The sequence below is a fragment of the Solibacillus cecembensis genome (genome assembly GCF_050272495.1).
GTDB classification, from domain to species: domain Bacteria; phylum Bacillota; class Bacilli; order Bacillales_A; family Planococcaceae; genus Solibacillus; species Solibacillus cecembensis.
This window is the reverse complement of sequence record NZ_JBNNMF010000015.1, coordinates 26,946-47,826: the sequence shown is the minus strand read 5'-3', so window position 1 is coordinate 47,826 and position 20,881 is coordinate 26,946. Positions and strand designations below refer to the sequence as shown.

The window sequence follows — 20,881 nt, the reverse complement described above, 5'->3', positions numbered from 1 at the left end:
ACATGCCGTTTTCCATTCAAAAAGCACGCTTACCCTTGAACTATTTCCAATAACACTTTAAGCTTAGAGCAAGTCTTGATTGGAAATGAGGAAAAAAATGATTTCACTAATTGTAGCACATGATAAAAACTATGTAATCGGCTATGAAAACGCGATGCCGTGGCATTTACCAGGAGATTTGCAATATTTCAAGGATATGACGATGGGCAAACCGATTATTATGGGAAGAAAAACATTTGAATCGATCGGTCGTCCATTACCAGGTCGTCGCAATATCGTCATTACACGCAATGCGGATTACCAAGCAGAGGGCATTGAAGTAGTAGGGAGCCTTGAAGCAGCACTGGCACTCGTAAAAGATGTAGAGGAAATTATGATTATCGGCGGTGCTCAAATATTCGAGCAATCCATGGCTATAGCTGATAAATTATACATTACAGAAATTCATCACGAGTTTAACGGGGATACGTTTTTCCCGAAATATGAAGCTTGGCACCGTACGTCTTGTCAGGAGCCAATCACTGCAAAAGAAGGCTACACATTCCGATATTGTATTTTTGAAAAATAATAAAACAGCTGCCCCAATCGTCGTATTAAACGAATGGGACAGCTGTTTTTATTTAAGGCTCAATCGCCGGTTTTTCTTCAAGATGTGCATTTAGCTTGGAGCTAATTTCTTGAAGCTCTTCGTCATCGAAAATATAGTACCACAAGCCATCTTTTTTTCGAACGCCATCACCTTTTTCGAATTGGAGTTGCTCAATATTTTTATCGAGTTTGCCATATAACTTTTGTAAATTTAAAATTTGTTTTTGAGAGAAGTTCATCGAAACATTATCACCTAGTACCTCGAAAATATCGTCAAGTTTCAATAGGATTGTCGGATTTTTGGCTTTTGCAAAAAGTGCCTCCAATAATTGCTTTTGACGAAGCTGGCGACCAAAATCACCGCGCGGATCCTCGTAGCGAATACGAGAGAATATTAACGCTTCATCACCGTTTAGCGAAATTTCTCCTTTTGGGAATTTATATTCATTACGGATTAATTCCATATCGTTATTCACTTCGATATTCCCAAGTACGTCGATGATGGATAAAAAGCCTTCCATATTGACCCCCACATAAAAATCGATTGGAATATCCAATGCTTCTTCAACTGTTGCAATGGACATCGGAATGCCACCACGCGCATAAGCATGATTGATTTTTTCTGTTGTACCGTTTCCGACAATTTCCACACGAGAATCACGAGGGATACTCAGCATTTTCATCGTACCTAAATCCGGATTGACCGTTACGACAATCATTGTATCTGTTCGACCTGTGTCATTTTCACGCTCATCAATGCCAAGTAATAAAACAGAGAATGGATCGATATGCGGTAAAATATCTGGGATTTCCTTAGCGATAGAATCTCCTGTAGGGTTCATTTTTGACATCGCATTTTGGAATGAATTGTAATAATAAAATACCGTTCCACCGAGCACAATGGCTAGTATTAAAACTGTCCATAATATAATTTTGGTCATTTTCGACCTTTTTTTATGGGTAGTACGCAATTTTTTTTCAGTCATTATCAGACAAAACCTTTCTACATTGAAATAAATTTTCACCTGTTAAAGACGAAATTTATTCGGCTAGGTTGCAGGCGCACGATATCCCGCTTACTATGCCGTATGTTTGATTATCCGATAAATCATTTAAATTGGAAAGGAATACACATTGAATCTTGTCTTTTTTCTTGAAACTAGCTGTATTCACTATAAATAATAATAAATACAACTGACCATACAACCACAGCCCATAATGACAAACAAATGCCAAATTGCATGATTATATGGCAAGCGCGTCCATGCATAAAAAATCGCACCGAATGTAAAAAATAATCCGCCTGCTAATAGCAGTAAAAAGCCATCCCATTGTAAATAGGCATAAATCGGTTTCACAGCAAAAATGATGAGCCAGCCCATTACTAAATACAGCAGCAGTGAAACGCGTTCAAAACGATGAATAAATAAACATTTAAACACAACGCCAAAAATTGCGAGCCCCCAAATAATACAAAGCAGCACAATACCTAAAGTGCCACCAATTGCGATTAATAAAAAAGGTGTATATGTCCCAGCAATTAATAAATAAATGGAAGAGTGATCCAATATAGCAAAAATTCGTTTGTACTTTTGAGGTGCACTATGTAAAAGTGTGGACATTAAAAAGAGGATGATTAATGTTGCACCAAAAATAGAATAAGAAACAACATGCATAGCTGTGCCATGTTGAGCAGCATATATAATTAATAATACACATGCTGGAATACTTAAAATGAACCCAAATCCATGTGTGATGGCATTCCAAAGTTCCTCTTTAAAATTTTTATAATCAAATGCGTTTTCATAGTGCATTTGCTTTCACGCTCCTTTTTTCGTTTCATCCAATAGGTGTTCAAATACATTTGATTTCATTTTAATATAAGAAACGGAGAGTAAATATTGTAATTTGTCATATTGTTATACTAGAATATGTCATGACGTAACTATGATAAATCATGGGTTTATTGAGTGACAAATGTCATCTTGGTAAATAATTGATTATTAATTATAATTAGGTGAAGAAATAAAAAGGATGTGTAAAAATTGGGACAAATTCATTTCGTAACGGATTCAACTTGTGATTTAACGGATGAGGAAATTAAGAAACATGGAATCCATATCGTTCCATTAACAGTACAAATTAATCGGGAAACGTATAGAGACCGCATTGATTTACAACCAGATACATTTATGGACTTGATGAACAGTGCAGAGGAGCTTCCAAAAAGCTCGCAGCCAGCTCCAGGAGTTTTTAAAGAAATTTATGATGAATTAGGAAAAGACGGCGCTCAAATCATTTCGATACATATGACAGGGAGCATGAGTGGGACAGTCCAGTCAGCTCGTCAAGCATCGGAAATGTCGGATTCAGATGTAACGGTTATTGACTCGCGTTATATTGCTTTTGCCTTAGCCTTCCAATTACGTGAAGCGATTCGTCTACGCGATGCAGGGGCAACGGTTGAAGAAATCGTAACAGCAGTAAATGAAGTACGTGAAAAATCTCGTTTATTTGTTGTGTTGAACACACTTGATAACATGGTAAAAGGCGGTCGTATTGGCAAAGGGAAAGCGGCAGTCAGTTCGTTATTAAATATTAAGCCAATCGGGCATTTAGATGCGGGAGAAGTAACAATCTGCGCAAAACCACGCAGTTATAAGCAAGTAATCAAATTTTTAATGGGCGAGTTTGAAAAAGATACGGCTGGCAAAACGGTCAAATCAATCGGAATTTCTCATGCAAATGCGATTGAAACATTAGTAAATCCATTAATCGAGCAAATTAAAGCGACAGGCTACGATAAAGAAATCGAAATTGCCTATACATCACCAGTCATTAGTACACATACAGGTGAAGGCGCAATTGGCTTTATGTATTACGCGGAATAATTATTCATCTTATAGAAGCGCTCTAACCTGTTTATTTGGTTAGAGTGCTTTTTTTGGAGGTAAATCGAAGCTGTTTAAGCTGAATCCATGCCCAATTCTATTTACCGAGGGGGCCTGTAGCTAAAACGAGAAGAAATATTAAGAAATTGAAGCAGTTCATTGTTCCAATCGGAGTAAAATAACTTATAATGGAATAATAAAGAATTGAAGGGGAAGTTAGTATGTGGCGATTTGTTTTCATCATCATTTTTGTGTTAAGTCTTGCGGGATGCTCGGTAACAATTGATTCGAAAAATAGTGAACCCAAAAGTGATGAGCTGAGTCAAGAACAGCAACAACCAGAAGAAACGAACGTGACTGAATCCGTAGCTGAGCAAGACAGTGAACAAGATCAGGAATCAAAAGGATTTGTTGAGTTACTTGAAAATGTTTTTAAAATAGATTGGTCTTCCCGAGTTGATATAGAGGCAAGAGATGTGAAGTATTTAGCGCTGGGGGATTCCTTAACAAGAGGTGTAGGGGACGAAACACAGGAATTTGGATATACGATCAGGCTTCAAAAGGAACTTGAAAAATGGCCTGCCGTTAAACAAGTGGAGCTGGATAATCGAGGGAAAAATGGTCGACGCAGCGATCAATTATTAGCGCTCTTGCAAAAGGGGCATTATGATGAAGAAATAGCGGAGGCAGACTTAATTACGCTGACACTTGGTGGTAATGATGTCATGAAGGTAGTAAAAAAGCATTTATTTTCAATGCAAAAATCAATGTTTGATAAAGCATTACCGAATTTTATGGTTAACTATGAAGAAATTATGGCAGAAATTCGTATGAGAAATCCGGAAGTCCCGATTATTTTGGTTGGTTTTTATAATCCCTTCTCTATAATTGTTGACGAAATTACACCATTCGATCCGATCATCTATGAGTGGAATGCAGATATTGAAAAGATGGCTCAACAAGATGAAAATGCATGTTTTGTTTCGATTGAAGATTTATTTACATCAAATGAGGACATGGTATATCATGTAGACTTCTTTCATCCGAATAGTGCTGGATATGATCGGATGACAACACGAATTATCGAAACGATGCAACAATGTAATATCGAGCAAATGTCGGATGGTTTATTTGGTTTTGAGGAGTGGGAAGAGTGAATAAATGGAAAATTGCATTTCTAATCCTTGCTGGAGCGATCATTTTCGCCGCAGCTGGACTTTTTTATTATGCCACGGCAGATGTGGAGCAGGCGGTCATAAAGGATCCTGTGTTTCCAGATGGCAATGTGTTAACGGTTGAAACAACTGCAAAGGAATTTGAATCGATTGCCAAAAAATATATAGGTGAGGAATTGAAAAAAACGCCAATCCAAGTAGAAATGGCGATTGAGGATAAAATTTATTTATACAGCACGTTGAAGGTCTTTAATGTGGAAGTGCCGATTCAAATGGATTACGATCCGGTAGTAAAAAACGGCAATATTGTTTTAAAGCAGACAGCTATACATGTAGGGAAAGCAAATATTTCGCCAAAAACGGTGTTGAAGCTTATAAAAGAAAATGTCGATTTCCCAGCTTGGATTACAGTTCAACCAAACGACGAGGAAATTTATGTGGATCTATCACTTATTAATATTGCGTCGGGTTCAAGAGTGCGTGCAAAAGAAATTGATTTAGCGAATGACAAAATATTATTAGAAGTAATTATTCCAAATGACAAGAAATAGGGAGGGGTTCGACGATGACAACACAATTTGCAACATTTGCAGGTGGCTGTTTCTGGTGCATGGTGAAGCCATTCGATGAGCAGCCAGGCATCAAAAGTGTCCTATCAGGTTACACAGGGGGACATGTTGAAAACCCAACGTACGAGCAAGTTTGTAGTGAAAAAACGGGCCATTTAGAGGCGGTACAAATTGCTTTTGATCCGGAAGTTTACCCGTATGAGCAGTTAGTGGAACTGTACTGGACATTAATTGATCCAACTGATGCAGGGGGGCAATTTTATGATCGTGGCCAATCCTATTCAACGGCGATTTTTTATGATAATGAACAGCAAAAGGAAATGGCAGAAGCATCGAAAGCCCGTTTGGAAGCGAGTGGGAAATTTCATGCGCCAATCGCTGTAAAAATCCTTCCAGCAAAAACATTTTATGTGGCGGAAGAATACCATCAACACTATTACAAGAAAAATCCGGCACACTACAATCGTTATTCAGTCGGTTCAGGCCGCGTAGCATTTATCGAACAGCATTGGGGGCAAAAATAATATGAATAAAGAACAGCGCTTAAAAGAATTAACGGAAATGCAATATTATGTGACACAGCAGCAAGGAACGGAGCCACCGTTTCAAAATGAGTTTGATCAGCTTTTTGAAGAGGGCATTTACGTAGACATCGTATCAGGAAAGCCATTATTTAGCTCAAAGGACAAGTATGATGCTGGCTGTGGCTGGCCTGCTTTCACAAAGCCACTAGATGCACCTGAAGTTTCAGAGCATGTGGATAGCTCACATGGCATGCGCCGAGTAGAAGTGCGCAGTAAAACGGCTGATTCGCATTTAGGACATGTTTTCCCAGATGGACCACAACAATATGGTGGTCTGCGTTATTGTATCAACTCCGCAGCGTTACGCTTTATTCCCGTTTCAAAATTACAAGCTGAAGGTTACGGAGAGTATTTGGTCAAATTTGAATAAAAGAAAAAACTGACGAGAAAGCCTCGTCAGTTTTTTTTGATGTTATCCGTTTAAACCTTAAATTCATTCACAACACTTCTTAAATCATCTGCCTGCGTAGCAAGTTCTACTGCTGAAGCGTTAATTTGCTGCATAGAAGCAGACCCTTGTATAGCAGCAGAAGCGCTTCTTTCCGTATTCGACGCCGTATTTTCTGCAATCGCTGTTACGTGCACGAAAGAGGCTGTCACATCATGGCTATTTAATAGGGTGTGCTCAATTTGCTGGACCATATGGCTTAAAATCGCCGATGTTGTTTCTGTTTGCTGCAAAATATTTTGAAGAGAATCCGTCGTTTCATTTGTTACCTCGACACCACGAATAACGGTTTGTACACCCGTAACATTTTGCTCAATAATCGAACTCACTTCACTTTGAATCGAGCCAACAATCGTTGAGACTTTTCTCGCAGCCAGTTGAGATTGTTCGGCTAATTTCCGCACCTCATCTGCTACAACTGCAAAACCACGTCCATGCTCACCAGCTCTTGCCGCCTCAATTGCTGCATTTAATGCCAGTAAATTCGTTTGTTCCGCAATGGCTGTAATGGTCCCAATAATGGAAGTGATGTCCGCTGATTTGCGACCTAATGCTTCAACCGTGGCAGACGTAGAAGCCATCGTTTCTTCAATATCTTGCATAACATTGGAAGAGTGCATAACGGATTGACTGCCAATGTATGCGGCATTTTTCATTTCAATCGATGCTTGCTGAACTTCATGTGCTTTTTCCGTTAATTCATGCATCGAATGTTCTAGCTTGCTCATTTCATTTGCTGCCACGCCAATACTCGTCATAATTTCTGTACTATCATTGGCGATGTCCTGCGTTGAATTGGCAATTGAATCAATTGTGTGCGAGTTTTCATCGGCTAAAGCCATTAGCTCCTGAGAACTGCCCGACACATTTTCCGCCAAGTTAGATACACGTTTCACTAATGTTGAAATGGAATCAATTAAAATATTTGTGGAATCTGCAATTTCCGAAAATTCGTCCTTAGTTTTAATGTGCACGCGGCGGGTTAAATCGCCACCAGCCTGTGCAATATCTAAAATCGAATGATTGATGGCATACGTATTACGTCGAATCGATTTAGATAAAACAATACTTAATGAGATCGTAATGAACACCGCAATTGCGGATAAAATGAAAAATGATATTTTCGATGCAAGTGCAAACGCTTCCAAATCTAAAATCGTTTCCTCGTTGTTTTGCTCTAATAATTGGATTAACTTTTCTGTATTTTCATCGATATAATTTTTGAAATTTTGACTTCCACTATTTTTGAATATACTTGCAGCGTTTTCATACCCATATTTTTGACGCACTTCAATCGTCGTACTAGAATAAGAAATATAATTCAAGTAAAATTGTTGAATCGAGCTTGCTGCTTTGGATTCTTCTTCTCGATTTTCAAGAGAAGTAATGATTTCTTCTAAATTCGTATCAATCTGTGATTTTGTCTTTTCAAATGCTTGTAAATATTTTTCGTCACCTGTAATTAAAAACGTTTGTTCATGACTGGTAAGCTTTGCAATATCACTTGCTAAACTGTTGATTTGCATCTGTTCTTTTAAGTTTTCATCGGCAAAGTCTCTTAGACTATTTTGCAAATTTGTAATATTAATATACGATAAAATTTGCATAGCAATAATGATTGCCAATAGTGTGGAGAAACTTAAAATGATTCGACCACGAATGGAGTGCAAGAAGAAAAATTTTGCATTCGTTTTTTTAGATGCTTTCTTGCTTTTTTTAACCTGATGTTCACTTTTTCTTCTCTTAAGCAAAAAACTCACCACTTTCTGAAAAATTAATGTTTTTATATCTTACTACATAAAATTCATAATTAATATATTTTATTGAATAATATGTAAACTTGGAGGAATTCTATTGGGAAAATCATTTTATCACTATGTTTTAACGTTTAGAGGGGGAGAATGGTCTGATAAAAAGACGAGATTTTCGGAAAGTATGTTCATTGACTCCGGGTTTCCGAAAAGCTCCGAAAACTTTGAAGAACTTTCATCCTATATTGAATGGCAGTCTAATGAGTATTTGACAACATCTGCTTTCGATGAACTATGGGATTTATATGCACAGAAGTATGATATTTAACGAGAAGGGTATATAAAAATAGATGTGAAACCATTAAATTGTTGTTAGGAGAGTGTTTTACAAAAAAAAAAACGGATAATTTAATAAAGAAAGACGTCTAACGATTGAATACCTATGCGAAAAAAAGTATAATTTATTATGAGTAAATAATGAAAAGAGGTAATTTTAATGAGCATTCATATTAATGCAAAACAAGGCGAGATTGCGGAAATCGTTTTACTACCAGGAGATCCACTTCGCGCAAAATACATTGCAGAAACATTTTTAGAAGACGTTGTTCAATACAATGAAGTTCGTAATATTTTAGGTTACACAGGTACATACAAAGGCAAGCGAGTATCTGTACAAGGTACGGGGATGGGTGTTCCATCATTCTCGATTTATGCAACGGAATTAATGCAAGAGTATGGCGTACAAAAATTAATCCGTGTTGGTACTTGTGGTGCCATCCAAAAAGACGTAAAAGTACGCGACGTCATTATTTCACAAAGTTCATCTTCAGATTCAAACATGAACCGTGTTATTTTTGGCGGCAATATCGATTTCGCACCAACAGCGGACTTTGACTTATTGTTAAAAGCTTATAACGCTGGTAAAGATGCAGGCTTAAACTTAAGAGTCGGAAATACTTTCACAGCAGACATGTTCTATTCGGATGAAGAACAAAATGAAAAGTTAGCGAAATATGGCGTATTAGCAGTTGAAATGGAAATAACAGCTCTATACACATTAGCTGCAAAATTCGGCCGTCAAGCATTAGGAATCTTAACAGTATCAGATCACATCCTAACAGGTGAAGTAACAACTTCAGAAGAACGTCAAACGACATTCAATGATATGATGGTTGTTGCACTTGAGGCTGCTATTCAAGACTAAGCGTAGCAAGGGTTTTAGAGGTTGAATTCTAATTCGATATTATTAGCAAGCGACCAAAAAGCGACCAACATCTTTTGAAAGTTCGAATTGAGCCTACTAGACAAGAAATTGTTTAGTGGGCTTTTTTTTAGTTGAATGAATCGGATAAGTGCTCGCAATTTGCTTCTGTTCGATTTGACATGTTTATATCTTCTTTGGTTTTAAGATGGCATTTCGCAAAATATCCAAGTAAAATGGTAGTAGTTATAATTTTCAGACTTAATGGATGAGATGCTTGAAGGAGGGGGGGTTATCAAAAGATTGTTTAAAATGTCTACTATGGCTGCTTTTTCTATTATTTTATTTGGATGTACTGACAATAAGGAAATTGATTCGAAAATAGAAGAAGTTAATTATTCAATAGAAGCATCGTTAAAAGAAAAATTCACCTACCTTGAAGACTTAAATGAAGAAAAAAGAAGTGCTTATGATGAATTTTTAGAAAGTGGTACGCTCACGCATCTTATAGATTTTACACCCGAAGAAATGGTTTTAATTCATATGAATTTGGTGATGAACCAAGAGTTTGATAAAATTTACAAAATCACTTATAACGGTGGACAAATTGATAGTAGCACAACGTTTGTTCAAGAGTATATCGAAATTGTATTATCAAGATTTGAACAAGATTTTTTAATGTATCGTCACTATGATTCAATTTCAACAATTGATGATGAAAGTAATGCGGATTTGAAAACTGTTAAAATGCAGATTACGCTAGGTTCTTCAACTTATGGTATAACCTTTGCTATGTTAAAAGAAGATGGTATTTGGAAAATGGATTACTATCATTTAATTAAATCAAACTTATAAATTATAAGGCGGAATTTTCAAAGATTCAATACTCAAAAATTCGTTTTTAGTTAGACTATTTACCTTATTTTTGAAAGCTATGATGGCGCTCATTTTTATTGTCCTAGAAGTATAAAATCATTATTTGAAGTTAGTAGGTGTGAGTGTGATTGAAGACAAGTACAAGATCACACAATGGCTTGAGAGTATTCTTATGAAGCCAATTGAACAAAATTAGTTCAAGTTAGCTCCAATGAACATACAGTGTAAGCTCAAGCGTTAAGGGAGTAATAGAAAAGAATAGCAAAGAAATGGGATAAACTAAGTGTGTATCTCGGATTTAATTTGAGATGAGCGTTTAAATAAGACTAAATAACAGTTATAGGTTGTAGTTCATGTAAGCCACAAAAGCTATTCTGTGGAGCTATAGGGACGACTGAGAGCCTTTCTATGAGTGAGGTTGATTCATTATGTTGTGTTGGTATGAACACTTGTGGTGTTTGTTCTGAACAGATGGTAGGGTGACGTGGTTAGCGATATTGAGGTGAGCTATTATGCTGTTGATAGGTGACCTGATCCATTCACACGAATTGAAATAGCTCATTAATGAACTATACTTGAAATATTGAGAGGAGAGAGGGAATATGGCAACGATTTATGAGCAATTGAAAGAAGTATTGGCAGGACGTGAAGGTGATATAGTAACAGCAACGGAAATGAAAGTATTACTAGTAACCAAATATGGTACGAATAAAGAAAGTATACTGTTAGGGGATTATTGCTATAACCGTTATAATGATGGTATTTTATTTACGAAACACTTATTTCAATATATTGACCGTAATATGTATAAATATTTAGGTGAAAACGCATTGTACACTGGACTTATTTTTCAAAAGAAGAATGGCGAAACAAGTGAGTGTATCGTGGGTGAATGGATTAACGGTGTAAAATATATGCAAAGTGAAGGTCTTAGTAAAGCACAAGTCATTCAATTGTATACACACTATAATGAAATTTGGCGTTATGAGTTACATATTTTACAAAGTAAGCCGACAGAGTTGCGTCATTTAATGGGACGTATTGGTGAATTTTTATGTGTGCTACAAACAGATGGAGAGCTAGCGTTAAATGTAAATGAGCGTGGTTATGATGTTATTAGTGCAAATGGTCGTAAAATTAGTGTGAAAACTACTGCTCAGACAAATGGTTTTATATCGATTAATCGAAATACATTTCATTTATGTGATGATGTATTCATTGTGCAATATAAAAATGATACATTCCAAGTGGTGTTTTTTGGAGAGAAAGAACAAATTATCGATAGCTGTCGCATTTATGAAAATACATATGAACTTGATATATCTAAATTAAAAAAATTGTAATGAGCATGGTTATACCTGTGGGCGTGGTTAGCGATATTGAGGTGGTGGATCTTGCTATATAAAGGTGACCTGTATCAACCACACGAATTGAAGTTACTAACGAAACGAGAACTTAATTGGACACCTAAAAACAGGTGCCCAAAAGTGCCCATTTAGAATCACTTATATTAAAATTGCTATACAGTTTTTGTTATATTCTTGTGAAAGTAATGAAGCTTTAAAATAGCTCAAAACTCTATCATACCAAGCATTAGGAATCCTAACAGTATCAGACCACATCCTAACAGGTGAAGTAACAACTTCAGAAGAAAGTCAAACAACTTTCAAGGATATGATGGTTGTAGCGTTAGAAGCGGCCATTCAAGACTAAGCACAGCATGGGTTTGTGAGTTGGAATAAATTTATAAGGGACATTAGCTTCTGAAAAGTCCATTTAGAACTCACTAGACAAGCAATTGTTTAGTGAGTTTTTTGGGGAGTGAATCAAAAAAAGAAAGTTGCATATTGCTTCTGTTCCATTGTTACATGCGAATACGTGTTTAGTGTCTCACATATATTAGCGTATCCTAGCTGTTCTTGAATGACTTTAATAGTTTAGCCCACGTCCTCAAGAAGACGATAAAGTGTTATAATATTGTAAGTTTAGGAGGGGTTAGAGGTGGAAGAAAAGTTTAAGTCTACTTTACAAGCGATTGTTAAAGGAACAAAGGATTATAAAATTACTTGGGAATACCTTTCAGATGGTTACTATAACACTATTGAAGATTATTATGATAGAAAATTCAAAAATGATGATAGAAAATTCAAAATGTCTTTTGATTCAGGATTCGAAGTGGCATATGAAGGATTATTATTTTTACTATTATGTATCGATGTAAAGTCTAAAAAACGAAAGAAAAAGAAGAACGAATCCAATGATAATAAACATTACTTAAATGATGTTGAAGAAATGTTTGAATTACGAATCTATCAATATGATGTAAGCGATAAACCGATTATTAGAACTATTGATTTTGAGTTAGAATCTACGTTGCTATTGTTTAACTCATTGGAAGAAAAGTATGAGCAAGAGCTTAAGCAATTATATTCTCTTGCGGCGGGCAGTGCTAGTGGAGCAGACAGAGTTATGGATAAAATAATAAATGAATTAGGAAATGAAAAAAATTTACCTTTATAAGAATTTCAGCACATCACTAATTTGTGGTGTGTTTTTTATGGTAACTCCCCCTTTTTAATTGAAAGTAACATAGAATATTCCCCCTATCTCAAATGTTGGGTTTATGATAACATATATCTGAATCTTTTAACTTTAGAAGATATGAAAGGAAGTGTAATAATTACATATGAAAAAAATATTGAAACCATTGATTAGTGGTATAGCCATTGGTGCCCTCTGTTTATCTATAAATATGGATAAAGATGTATTAGCTAATAATATTGCAAATACATGTGAGTATGATTCGGCATCGAAAGTAAACCCTGATTATTCCACAATGAACTGTTTGTTAACCGAAACAGCACGGAATTATAATGTTCCTCCTGAAATTGTGAAGGCAATAGCGGAAGGTGAAAGTGGGAATTGGCGTCATTTCGGTAGTAATGGTGAAGCGATTGTGACTGCTGATAATGGAATTGGCGTTATGCAAATTACAAACCAAGCTGGCTACGATCAAGATAGACTAAAAAGCGATCTTGTCTATAATATTAACGCGGGTGTAGAGACACTAGATAAAATGTTTAAGCGGAAAGATTTACCTACCATCAAGGGTGGGGAAAAAGATGTACTAGAACATTGGTACTTCGCTGTTATGGCTTATAACGGTACTAAGCCAGTAAATAGTCCAATTGTCCAAGCAACTGATGAAAAAAATAGTAAAGCCTACCAAGAGAAAATCTTCGGAATCATTGAGAAATTTGCAATGTTAGACTTAGCAGAGCTACATTTTTCAAGCGAAGATTTTCAATATGATTCTAGCAGTAGTGAAAATATTAAATTTACAACGATGAAGTTTAATTCAGAGTTACCATTAACAAAATCTAAGCATTATTTTGAAACAAATCAAAAAGTTAGTGCAACTACAACTGTTAATTTTAGAACTAAACCTAATAAGGATAGTGAATCTAAGGGTTCATTAAGTAAAGGGGAAATTGTTACTGTTACGGGCCCTTTTGAATATGATGAAGATTCAACGAAAAAAAACCATTTTGTTTGGTATCCTGTGAAAAGAAATGACGGGACAGAGGGGTATGTAGCATCGAGTTATTTAAACTACTCAACACCAACACCAACACCAACACCAACACCAACACCAACACCAACACCAACACCAACACCAACACCAAAGCCATTACCTCCAGTTACCTCTGCAAGTAATGACGTAGTAGTTGTCGATGGTGGGAAAGTAGTAAACGGCAGGACACTTGTGCCTATTCGTGTAATTTCCGAAGAGTTTAGATCAAAGGTAGATTGGAATCAAAAGTCAAAAACAGTAACAATTAATGACGGTATAAGCGAAGTTATTTTAACTGCAAATTCTAAAAAGATTACAGTTAATGGTCAACCAAAAATCATTGATGTTCCAGTTCTAGTTGAGAATGGAATGACTCTCGTTCCTTTAGTTGTTGCTAGTCCAAGCGGATCAAAAGCTTCATGGGATCAGAACAAGAAACAAGCTAGTATTTCATTTAATGGTATAACTGTTATTGTCAATGTCAATCTTAACAATTAAAATTAATCTAGCCTATTAACTAACGAGAGAAAGTTAACGCTTATCTCAAAAGCTGACCATATCATAACAGGTGGGGGAAAACTTTTAAAAAACGTCAAACGACATTCAACGATATGATGATTGTAGCGTTAGAAGCTGCTATTTAAGAATAGCAGTGTTTTCAAGGGTTTTAGAGGTTAATTCCTAATTTAATATTAAGGGCAAGCGACCAAAAAGCGACCAACTTTATAAAAGTGGTTGAAAAATGTCGCTTGCTCTTTTTTGTTCTCTGTTGATGCGACTTTGTGTGTTCAATGGGTTGGTACATATAGGGGAAATATGATAAAACCCTGCAAGGACGCAAAAAAATATGTAAAGCGGGTGAATAGTTAGTGATGGCTCCTCTAGCTGACACAGTGGCGACGATCAAAAATGAAATTAACGAGCGACATGAATCGTTTTCTGTGAATTAAGTGAATCATTTTACTGTGGGGTGTGAATGATAAAACAGTAAATAACCGTTTATTCACTGATGCATCGAAAGGGAGTTTGAAATGGAAAAAGAGAAGATTATTGAAAGATTAAGCGATATTAGATACGAGCTAATGAAAATAGAAAATGAACTATTTGAAATTTATGGAGTTGAACCAAATAGCCCTGGTGCAACTTTATCCGATATTTCTTATCATGTTGCAAACCTTACTGAAAATATAAAAACCAATTATTAACCTTTTAGTCGAAACTGACTGTAACTAGCAAAGTGTAACGGGCTTTTAAAGGGGGGTGACGAGATTGTGAGAAGAGTTGGAAGTGCTATTTACATAGGCGATCCAATCTAAAGCATTAGGGTTCAAGTATGTAGTTGCGTCCATTATGCCTGAATTTTTCCTAGGGGGGCTAAATGAACTTTGTTTATGTATGCAAGCCTTTAACATAATTTCAAATCGATAGCCATATAAAATTAGAGACAAACAATAAAAGGATGGTTTATTGACGCATGGCTGGTTAATCGGATTTTTTTCAACTTTTGTGGGAATTGGTGTAGGTGGAGTTATTGCAAGTTTTTTTAATGGTTTTAAGCGAAGTATCGGTACTATCTATGCGGTATGTACGGGACTGATCTTAGGGTTATTAAGTTTCGAAATCGTACCTGAGGCTATACAACTAGGAAATTGGAGTGTTTTTTTCTTAGGCTTCTTTGCTGGAGTTATTTTATTTAAGCTAATCCATTTGGGATTTCATAAGAACCCGATCATCTCAACAGAATCACGTAAACAACATAATTTACGAATCGGATTATTCTTAGCATTAATTATTGCTATTCACAATTTTCCTGTAGGAGTGGTTTTTGGGACGAGTGAACATTCACAATTTAGCCTAGTATTATTACAAGCGTTAATATTGCACAATATTCCAGAGGGGATGATATTATTTACACCATTATTTATTGCTGGAATAAGCTATTCTATGTTGTTTCTACTCTCTATTATCATTGCTGTTCCTGTAGCACTTGGGGCATTAATTGGGGAGATGATAGGCCAGCAAAACAATTTAATATGGGCATTCTTAATAAGTTTGACAGTAGGAACGATTTATATGGTTACGATAAAGGAAATCCTACCAGAATCAATTAGGCAATCATCCAATAGGTATAGTTTACTGTTTACATTAATTGCATTCTTTTTGATGGGTGCATATCTGATTTACTATTAAGTTTGAGATAAAAGCTGCTCCAATAGTGAATTAATGTAAATGGAGTTCACATGGAGGAACGAGTGAGCATATGACTAAAGGATTTACATATATGTGGTGTATTTACCACGCAAGCCTCTAAGGTGATGGATTAGACTTTTCAAAATAGGAGAAGATTAACCTTATTGTTTTTTGTGTTTTAAATATTCTGAATTTTATAAATGTCCCGTGGATATGATAATGACGGAAAAGGACTTACATGATGAATTGATATTCAGAATCACTAGTCCTATCCATAAAGGTTATTTTAATATTTTCTATTGTCTAGTTAGTTGAATCTTTAAAAAATTACGCCCGTTTATTTACTCCTCGTAGCAATTGATAATCTATGTTTTCGTAAGCCTAAACCGATACACCATGTTACAACAATCATCAAAATTAAAATGATGATAAATTGACTATTTGGAAAGTTATCTTTCAGAGTAGATTTGATTAAGCCCGCACTTCCAAAATAAAAAAGTAATAAAGTACCTACGCCAAATAATATATAAATCAAAGCATCTTTTAAGTTCACATACAGCCCTCCAATCAATTATTATCATAGATGAAGGCGTGAATATTTGTTAAAAATCAACAATCGCCTTCGTTAATTATTTTGCTTTTTATATTTTTTATTTGTAGAAATAAATAATGCAGTAGCTACTATAAAAATACCTGTACATAACCACATTGTAATGCCATTCCATTCACCATCAAAAATTGTTATATTGCTTAAAATCACAAAATGCATGAGACAAATTGAAATATAGAGTCCTCGCATAGTAATCCTCCCTTATATCATTTTTGTAACGCACTGAAAAGTATACAGTTATTTTTTCCGAACGAAAAATCCAATTGAAAATGGTATGAACATTAATATATATGCACTAAATATCATCATTGTGCCGCTATATACAAACGGTAATAACTTCGCTGCCCCATAAATAAATGGGAGCATATAGTTTTGTGAGAATCCTGCAATATTTATATTCCTCGAAACATCATCTAATAAAATAAATTGCCAAATGAATAGAGTAAATGAAATCAGCCATAAAGAATTTCCTATCAAAAAACTTTTCCATTTCGATATATTCCAATTTGAAAAGCGTATACCAACAAAATACCAAAAAACAAGGAATACTAATTGCATAATGAAGGGATATAAAGGTAATATCATAACATTTAGCAAATATCCATATAAAAACGGCACTAATATTAACAGTAGATCAACAATATAATATTTGAGTTGTTTGATACTTAACGTTGCCTCCTGCCTTATATTAATTGAGTAGTAATCCATAATTTAAATGAAATTGTAACATAGTATGATATTAGTTGGTAGATAGATGGAAAAATTGTAATCGGGAGGTATATTCCAATTTGCTTCGAGCAACGAACTTCCACATATATAGTGTCCCGATAGCCCATATTCGCAAGATTATAAAGAAAGGTATGCTGAAATTACGGTAGCGCATCGAGAATTTGTTGGGGATTTTATATCATTACTTTTTAAAAGTAATGATATAATTACCATTATATGTGAGAATGAATATAAAACAATTAACATTTAATGATTTGCAAAGTTACTTGGCGGTCTAGTTCAATATTTTTGCTTGAAAAATTACAGGAAGAGGTAATTTTAATGAAACATATTTATGCTTTTGAAAATAAAGACGATTTCGATAGATTTCAGGATATAATTGAAAGATTTACTCAAAAGTTACTGAAGTTTCAAAACGAATTAGAACAAAATTATGCTTTGAAGGATGTACCAAAAGGGATCGTTTGGACTTCAGAACAATTAGCAACAAATATATTTTCCCAAATAGCTATACCTGCATTTACAAGAAAAGATATTATCTATATTTCCCCCGATTTAACAAGTTGGAGGAAGCTATTCATTAGTCAATTAGAAGGACAAGAAAATAATTACCCAAATATAAAAGCGTTTTATGAAAATATGTCGGAAAACCATATATTTACTATAGTTGGACAAGAATTAACCCATCACTCAGATTTATTTATTGATGAGTTTGATGATGAGAGGGAAGACAGCATTTGGTTTGAAGAAGGAATGTGTGAGTATTTACCAAGGAAAATTTTATTAAGTGAAGTTGAATTTAACGAAATAACAAAAATAGAGTCGGAAATGGTAGAAATATTTAAAGGTCAATATGGTAATCATTCCTTAGATGATTTTGGAACGTCCAGTTATCATGGGAGTTTAACAAGTATAATGTTTGATTATTGGCGTAGTTTTCTCGCTGTAAAGTATTTAGTAGAGGAACGTGCAAATCATGATGTAAAGATGGTTTTTGATCAATATCATAAATGGGATAAGGAAGGTAGAAAAGTACCTTTAACAAACCATTTCAAACTAGATTCCTTGTTCAACTAACGAGGATTTTAGTGAGTTTTCATAACGAGTGAGGCATTTAATGAAAATTATAAAACTATCTTTTCTTTTACTATTCATCGGTTTAATTTTAGGTTCTCATGCGACACCTGCAATGGCTATTCGCTGGCATGTCTTTTTTATGGGGTATCCAATTGAGGCAATTAAAGCTGATATTGTAGAGTTTGACTATTTAAATAATGATCAAGATGAAAATTCGCAAGGTTTTAAAATGATCAATCCGCCAATCGAACGCGCAACTCAAGGCGAATTAGATACGTATTTAGTTTCGAAAAAATGGCTATTTTACTTTGCTAAATTTGAAAAAGATATATGATGTAAAAGATTTTCAAATTCACATGTATCCATAATCCAAGCGCTATTGCCATGCTTAAATTCGAATTATTTTGAAAACCTCAAAAAGCGCAAACCCCAGTTAACTCAAGGGTTTGCGCTTTTTGGCTTATCTATTTAAACATATTGATTGTCGTAATGATAATCGGCATACCGAATACGTCGATTAAGAAAGCGCCTACAATGGGTACAATTAGGAATGCTTTACGTGATGGACCATATTTAGCAACGACTGCTGACATATTGGCCATTGCGTTTGGTGTGGCTCCTAGTCCATGCCCAAGGAAACCTGATACCATTATTGCTGCATCGAAGTTTTTGCCAAGTACGCGGAAAAGAACGAACACAGCAAAGAATACGATGAAGAATACTTGTACGAAAACGATTACAAATAGCGGTAAAGCTAAGTCTGCAACTTCCCATAATTTAATACTCATTAAGGCCATTGATAAGAAGATACCTAATGAAATATCACCAATTAAATTGATTTCTTTCATGTTGATGATATCAGGGTTGAAGCGGTCAACGATGTTACGAACAATCACAGCTACGAACATTGCGCCTACATACGCTGGCAATACGAAGCCTGTTAGTGATGAGAACCAATCGCCAAGATACGTTCCTATAGCCATACTGAAGGTGATTAAGAAAACTTGTAACATAAATGATTTTTCAGTTACTGGATGTTCTGCTTTTTCAACATATACTTCAGTTTCATCAGATGAAGGTTTTAGATCATATTTGCGAATTAAGTATTGAACTACTGGACCCCCAACAAGTGCCCCAGCGATTAAACCACAAGTCGCTGCAGCCATACCGATTGAGATAGCTGAAGGTACGCCTAAAGCTTCGATCGTTTGCCCATAAGCAGCAGCAGATCCATGTCCACCTTCCATTGACACAGCTCCTGCCATCACACCGATTAATGGATCAAGTCCCATAACCTTTGCTAATGAAACGCCAATTACGTTTTGCATTAAGGCTAAAAATCCACAAGCGATCCAATAAATAATAAGCAGTTTCCCGCCCAGTTTAACAAGCTTAAAACTTGCACCAAGCCCAATTGTCGTGAAGAATGTAATCATGAAAATGGATTGAAGTGAAGTATCTAACGTAATTTCAATAATGTCGAAGCTTTTTAATAGTGTTGCGATAATCGCAAATAATAAGCCCCCAACTACAGGTGCTGGAATACAAAATCGATTTAAGAAAGGAATCCTATTTACTAAAAAAGTACCAATTAAAAATAATGTTACGGCTAAGCATAGTGTTGTAATTTGATCGAATGTCATAAATTTCCTCCTCTGTCTAATCGCTGCTGTTCATAATGACTTCGTTGATAAAATAAGCGCCTAATTTTACTGTTTGATTATTAATATCTAGTAAAGGATTAACCTCACAAATACTAAAGCTAACTGTGTTTTTATGCGCGGCCATTTGACGTAAAATTGCCCGAACTTTTAAAGCGGATAAGCCAAATGGGGATGGTGCACTAACACCAGGTGCTTCAGCAGCATTAAGAACATCCATACAGAGCGTAACGAGCAATACATCGTGTGCATCCATAAATTCGTTTAATGCTGTAGGAAATGTTGTAGAATCCAATTCTTCATCTAAAAAGTAGCGTACATTGTATGTATCAGCTGTGTTAAATAAGGCAGTTGTGTTGCCATATTTTTGAATGCCGCATACGAAATAATGGGTATTTGGATCCTCATCTAAAATTTGCTTAAACATGGTTCCTGATGAGGTTTGTGCTTCATAAGAACGCATATCAAAGTGAGCATCAATATTAAGGAGGCCAATGGAAGCGTTAGGACCAACTGCTTTACGCACTCCTAAGTATTGCCCATAAAGCGTTTCATGTCCACCCCCAAGTACGATTGCTTTGCCATAAGTTAAAATGGTAGAAATTTGATTTCCTAATTCTTGTTGGGCACGTTCTAATTCATTGCCTTCACAAACGATATCGCCAAAATCAATTAAAAGATTTTTGTGGGACGGTTTTCGCCAAGGAATAGAGGCAAGTTGCTTTCGTAAGGCAAGTGGCGCGTCCTTTGCCCCAACATTGCCGTTATTTCGGCGCACACCTTCATCACATGAAAATCCGATTAATCCAATGGCTCCTTTAATTGGTTCAGATGCGATTTGAACAATTTGATGATAACGAAAGTATGTATCGTCCGTATCATGATCGATACGTCCTTGCCAAACAGTTGAATCCGCTTTTTTATACATAATGACCTCTCCTTTTTTAATGAACATTA

23 protein-coding genes and 1 pseudogene are annotated in these 20,881 nt (G+C 35.5%); 17 read left to right on the top strand and 7 right to left on the bottom strand.

Annotated elements, in window-relative coordinates; all coding sequences use genetic code 11:
* The first annotated feature begins 97 nt into the window (after positions 1-97).
* Complete coding sequence (locus ACQKIH_RS14020; RefSeq protein WP_427767013.1) at positions 98-568, top strand: dihydrofolate reductase; 471 nt, start codon at positions 98-100, stop codon at positions 566-568.
* A 52-nt stretch (positions 569-620) separates the two neighbouring features.
* Here the strand turns inward: ACQKIH_RS14020 and ACQKIH_RS14015 are convergent, their stop codons facing one another.
* Entirely contained in the window at positions 621-1,529 is a 909-nt protein-coding gene (locus ACQKIH_RS14015) for an LCP family glycopolymer transferase (protein WP_427767011.1), read from the bottom strand.
* Between the two features lie 231 nt (positions 1,530-1,760).
* Complete coding sequence (trhA, locus tag ACQKIH_RS14010) at positions 1,761-2,402, bottom strand: PAQR family membrane homeostasis protein TrhA (protein WP_427767009.1); 642 nt, start codon at positions 2,400-2,402, stop codon at positions 1,761-1,763.
* A gap of 231 nt (positions 2,403-2,633) precedes the next feature.
* Here trhA and ACQKIH_RS14005 point away from each other — a divergent pair, with 231 nt between their 5' ends.
* The 5 genes from ACQKIH_RS14005 to msrB all read left to right on the top strand — a co-directional run bounded on the left by ACQKIH_RS14005 (position 2,634) and on the right by msrB (position 6,177).
* Positions 2,634-3,479, top strand: coding sequence for a DegV family protein (locus ACQKIH_RS14005; protein ID WP_427767006.1), 846 nt, complete (start codon positions 2,634-2,636; stop codon positions 3,477-3,479).
* A 221-nt stretch (positions 3,480-3,700) separates the two neighbouring features.
* Positions 3,701-4,636, top strand: coding sequence for a GDSL-type esterase/lipase family protein (locus tag ACQKIH_RS14000; RefSeq protein ID WP_427767003.1), 936 nt, complete (start codon positions 3,701-3,703; stop codon positions 4,634-4,636).
* A complete protein-coding gene (locus tag ACQKIH_RS13995; RefSeq protein ID WP_057985092.1) occupies positions 4,633-5,205 on the top strand; it encodes a YpmS family protein in 573 nt (190 codons plus the stop codon). Before ACQKIH_RS14000 ends, ACQKIH_RS13995 begins: the two co-directional genes overlap by 4 nt.
* 14 nt (positions 5,206-5,219) lie before the next feature.
* The gene (gene msrA / locus ACQKIH_RS13990; protein ID WP_427767000.1) at positions 5,220-5,747 is read left to right on the top strand and encodes a peptide-methionine (S)-S-oxide reductase MsrA; all 528 of its coding nucleotides are present in this window, start codon (positions 5,220-5,222) and stop codon (positions 5,745-5,747) included.
* Between the two features lies 1 nt (position 5,748).
* Positions 5,749-6,177, top strand: coding sequence for a peptide-methionine (R)-S-oxide reductase MsrB (gene msrB / locus ACQKIH_RS13985; RefSeq protein WP_427766997.1), 429 nt, complete (start codon positions 5,749-5,751; stop codon positions 6,175-6,177).
* Between the two features lie 50 nt (positions 6,178-6,227).
* Here the strand turns inward: msrB and ACQKIH_RS13980 are convergent, their stop codons facing one another.
* Positions 6,228-8,006: a methyl-accepting chemotaxis protein gene (locus tag ACQKIH_RS13980; protein WP_427766995.1), complete on the bottom strand. Its 1,779-nt coding sequence runs from the start codon at positions 8,004-8,006 to the stop codon at positions 6,228-6,230.
* Between the two features lie 103 nt (positions 8,007-8,109).
* Here ACQKIH_RS13980 and ACQKIH_RS13975 point away from each other — a divergent pair, with 103 nt between their 5' ends.
* The 9 genes and pseudogenes from ACQKIH_RS13975 to ACQKIH_RS13935 all read left to right on the top strand — a co-directional run bounded on the left by ACQKIH_RS13975 (position 8,110) and on the right by ACQKIH_RS13935 (position 15,847).
* Positions 8,110-8,334 carry a YozE family protein gene (locus ACQKIH_RS13975; RefSeq protein ID WP_057985099.1) on the top strand — a complete coding sequence of 75 codons (225 nt, stop codon included), beginning with the start codon at positions 8,110-8,112 and terminating at the stop codon, positions 8,332-8,334.
* A 168-nt stretch (positions 8,335-8,502) separates the two neighbouring features.
* Entirely contained in the window at positions 8,503-9,210 is a 708-nt protein-coding gene (gene deoD, locus ACQKIH_RS13970) for a purine-nucleoside phosphorylase (protein ID WP_427766993.1), read from the top strand.
* 261 nt (positions 9,211-9,471) lie between these two features.
* A complete protein-coding gene (locus ACQKIH_RS13965; protein WP_427766990.1) occupies positions 9,472-10,062 on the top strand; it encodes a hypothetical protein in 591 nt (196 codons plus the stop codon).
* Positions 10,063-10,685: 623 nt separating this feature from the next.
* On the top strand, positions 10,686-11,426 hold the full coding sequence (locus tag ACQKIH_RS13960; protein ID WP_427766987.1) for a DUF7225 domain-containing protein: 741 nt from the start codon (positions 10,686-10,688) through the stop codon (positions 11,424-11,426).
* A gap of 244 nt (positions 11,427-11,670) precedes the next feature.
* A pseudogene (locus tag ACQKIH_RS13955) lies at positions 11,671-11,796 on the top strand (purine-nucleoside phosphorylase); the annotation flags it as partial.
* Positions 11,797-12,084: 288 nt separating this feature from the next.
* On the top strand, positions 12,085-12,603 hold the full coding sequence (locus ACQKIH_RS13950) for a hypothetical protein (RefSeq protein ID WP_427766985.1): 519 nt from the start codon (positions 12,085-12,087) through the stop codon (positions 12,601-12,603).
* Positions 12,604-12,835: 232 nt separating this feature from the next.
* Complete coding sequence (locus tag ACQKIH_RS13945) at positions 12,836-14,155, top strand: stalk domain-containing protein (protein WP_427766983.1); 1,320 nt, start codon at positions 12,836-12,838, stop codon at positions 14,153-14,155.
* A 533-nt stretch (positions 14,156-14,688) separates the two neighbouring features.
* Entirely contained in the window at positions 14,689-14,862 is a 174-nt protein-coding gene (locus ACQKIH_RS13940) for a hypothetical protein (protein ID WP_160320448.1), read from the top strand.
* Between the two features lie 262 nt (positions 14,863-15,124).
* On the top strand, positions 15,125-15,847 hold the full coding sequence (locus ACQKIH_RS13935; protein ID WP_427766980.1) for a ZIP family metal transporter: 723 nt from the start codon (positions 15,125-15,127) through the stop codon (positions 15,845-15,847).
* Positions 15,848-16,184: 337 nt separating this feature from the next.
* Here the strand turns inward: ACQKIH_RS13935 and ACQKIH_RS13930 are convergent, their stop codons facing one another.
* Together ACQKIH_RS13930 and ACQKIH_RS13925 are read right to left on the bottom strand one after the other, a co-directional pair.
* A complete protein-coding gene (locus ACQKIH_RS13930) occupies positions 16,185-16,400 on the bottom strand; it encodes a hypothetical protein (protein WP_427766977.1) in 216 nt (71 codons plus the stop codon).
* Positions 16,401-16,472: 72 nt separating this feature from the next.
* The gene (locus ACQKIH_RS13925; RefSeq protein ID WP_169793438.1) at positions 16,473-16,646 is read right to left on the bottom strand and encodes a hypothetical protein; all 174 of its coding nucleotides are present in this window, start codon (positions 16,644-16,646) and stop codon (positions 16,473-16,475) included.
* Between the two features lie 861 nt (positions 16,647-17,507).
* Between ACQKIH_RS13925 and ACQKIH_RS13920 the strand changes: the two genes are divergently transcribed.
* Together ACQKIH_RS13920 and ACQKIH_RS13915 are read left to right on the top strand one after the other, a co-directional pair.
* Entirely contained in the window at positions 17,508-18,263 is a 756-nt protein-coding gene (locus ACQKIH_RS13920; RefSeq protein WP_427766974.1) for a hypothetical protein, read from the top strand.
* A gap of 40 nt (positions 18,264-18,303) precedes the next feature.
* Positions 18,304-18,597: a hypothetical protein gene (locus ACQKIH_RS13915; protein WP_057985148.1), complete on the top strand. Its 294-nt coding sequence runs from the start codon at positions 18,304-18,306 to the stop codon at positions 18,595-18,597.
* A gap of 130 nt (positions 18,598-18,727) precedes the next feature.
* On the opposite strand, the gene gltS is transcribed toward ACQKIH_RS13915, so the two are convergent.
* Together gltS and hutG are read right to left on the bottom strand one after the other, a co-directional pair.
* Positions 18,728-19,906 carry a sodium/glutamate symporter gene (gene gltS, locus ACQKIH_RS13910; protein ID WP_057985150.1) on the bottom strand — a complete coding sequence of 393 codons (1,179 nt, stop codon included), beginning with the start codon at positions 19,904-19,906 and terminating at the stop codon, positions 18,728-18,730.
* A gap of 16 nt (positions 19,907-19,922) precedes the next feature.
* Positions 19,923-20,852: a formimidoylglutamase gene (gene hutG / locus ACQKIH_RS13905; protein WP_427766970.1), complete on the bottom strand. Its 930-nt coding sequence runs from the start codon at positions 20,850-20,852 to the stop codon at positions 19,923-19,925.
* Between the last annotated feature and the right edge of the window lie 29 nt (positions 20,853-20,881).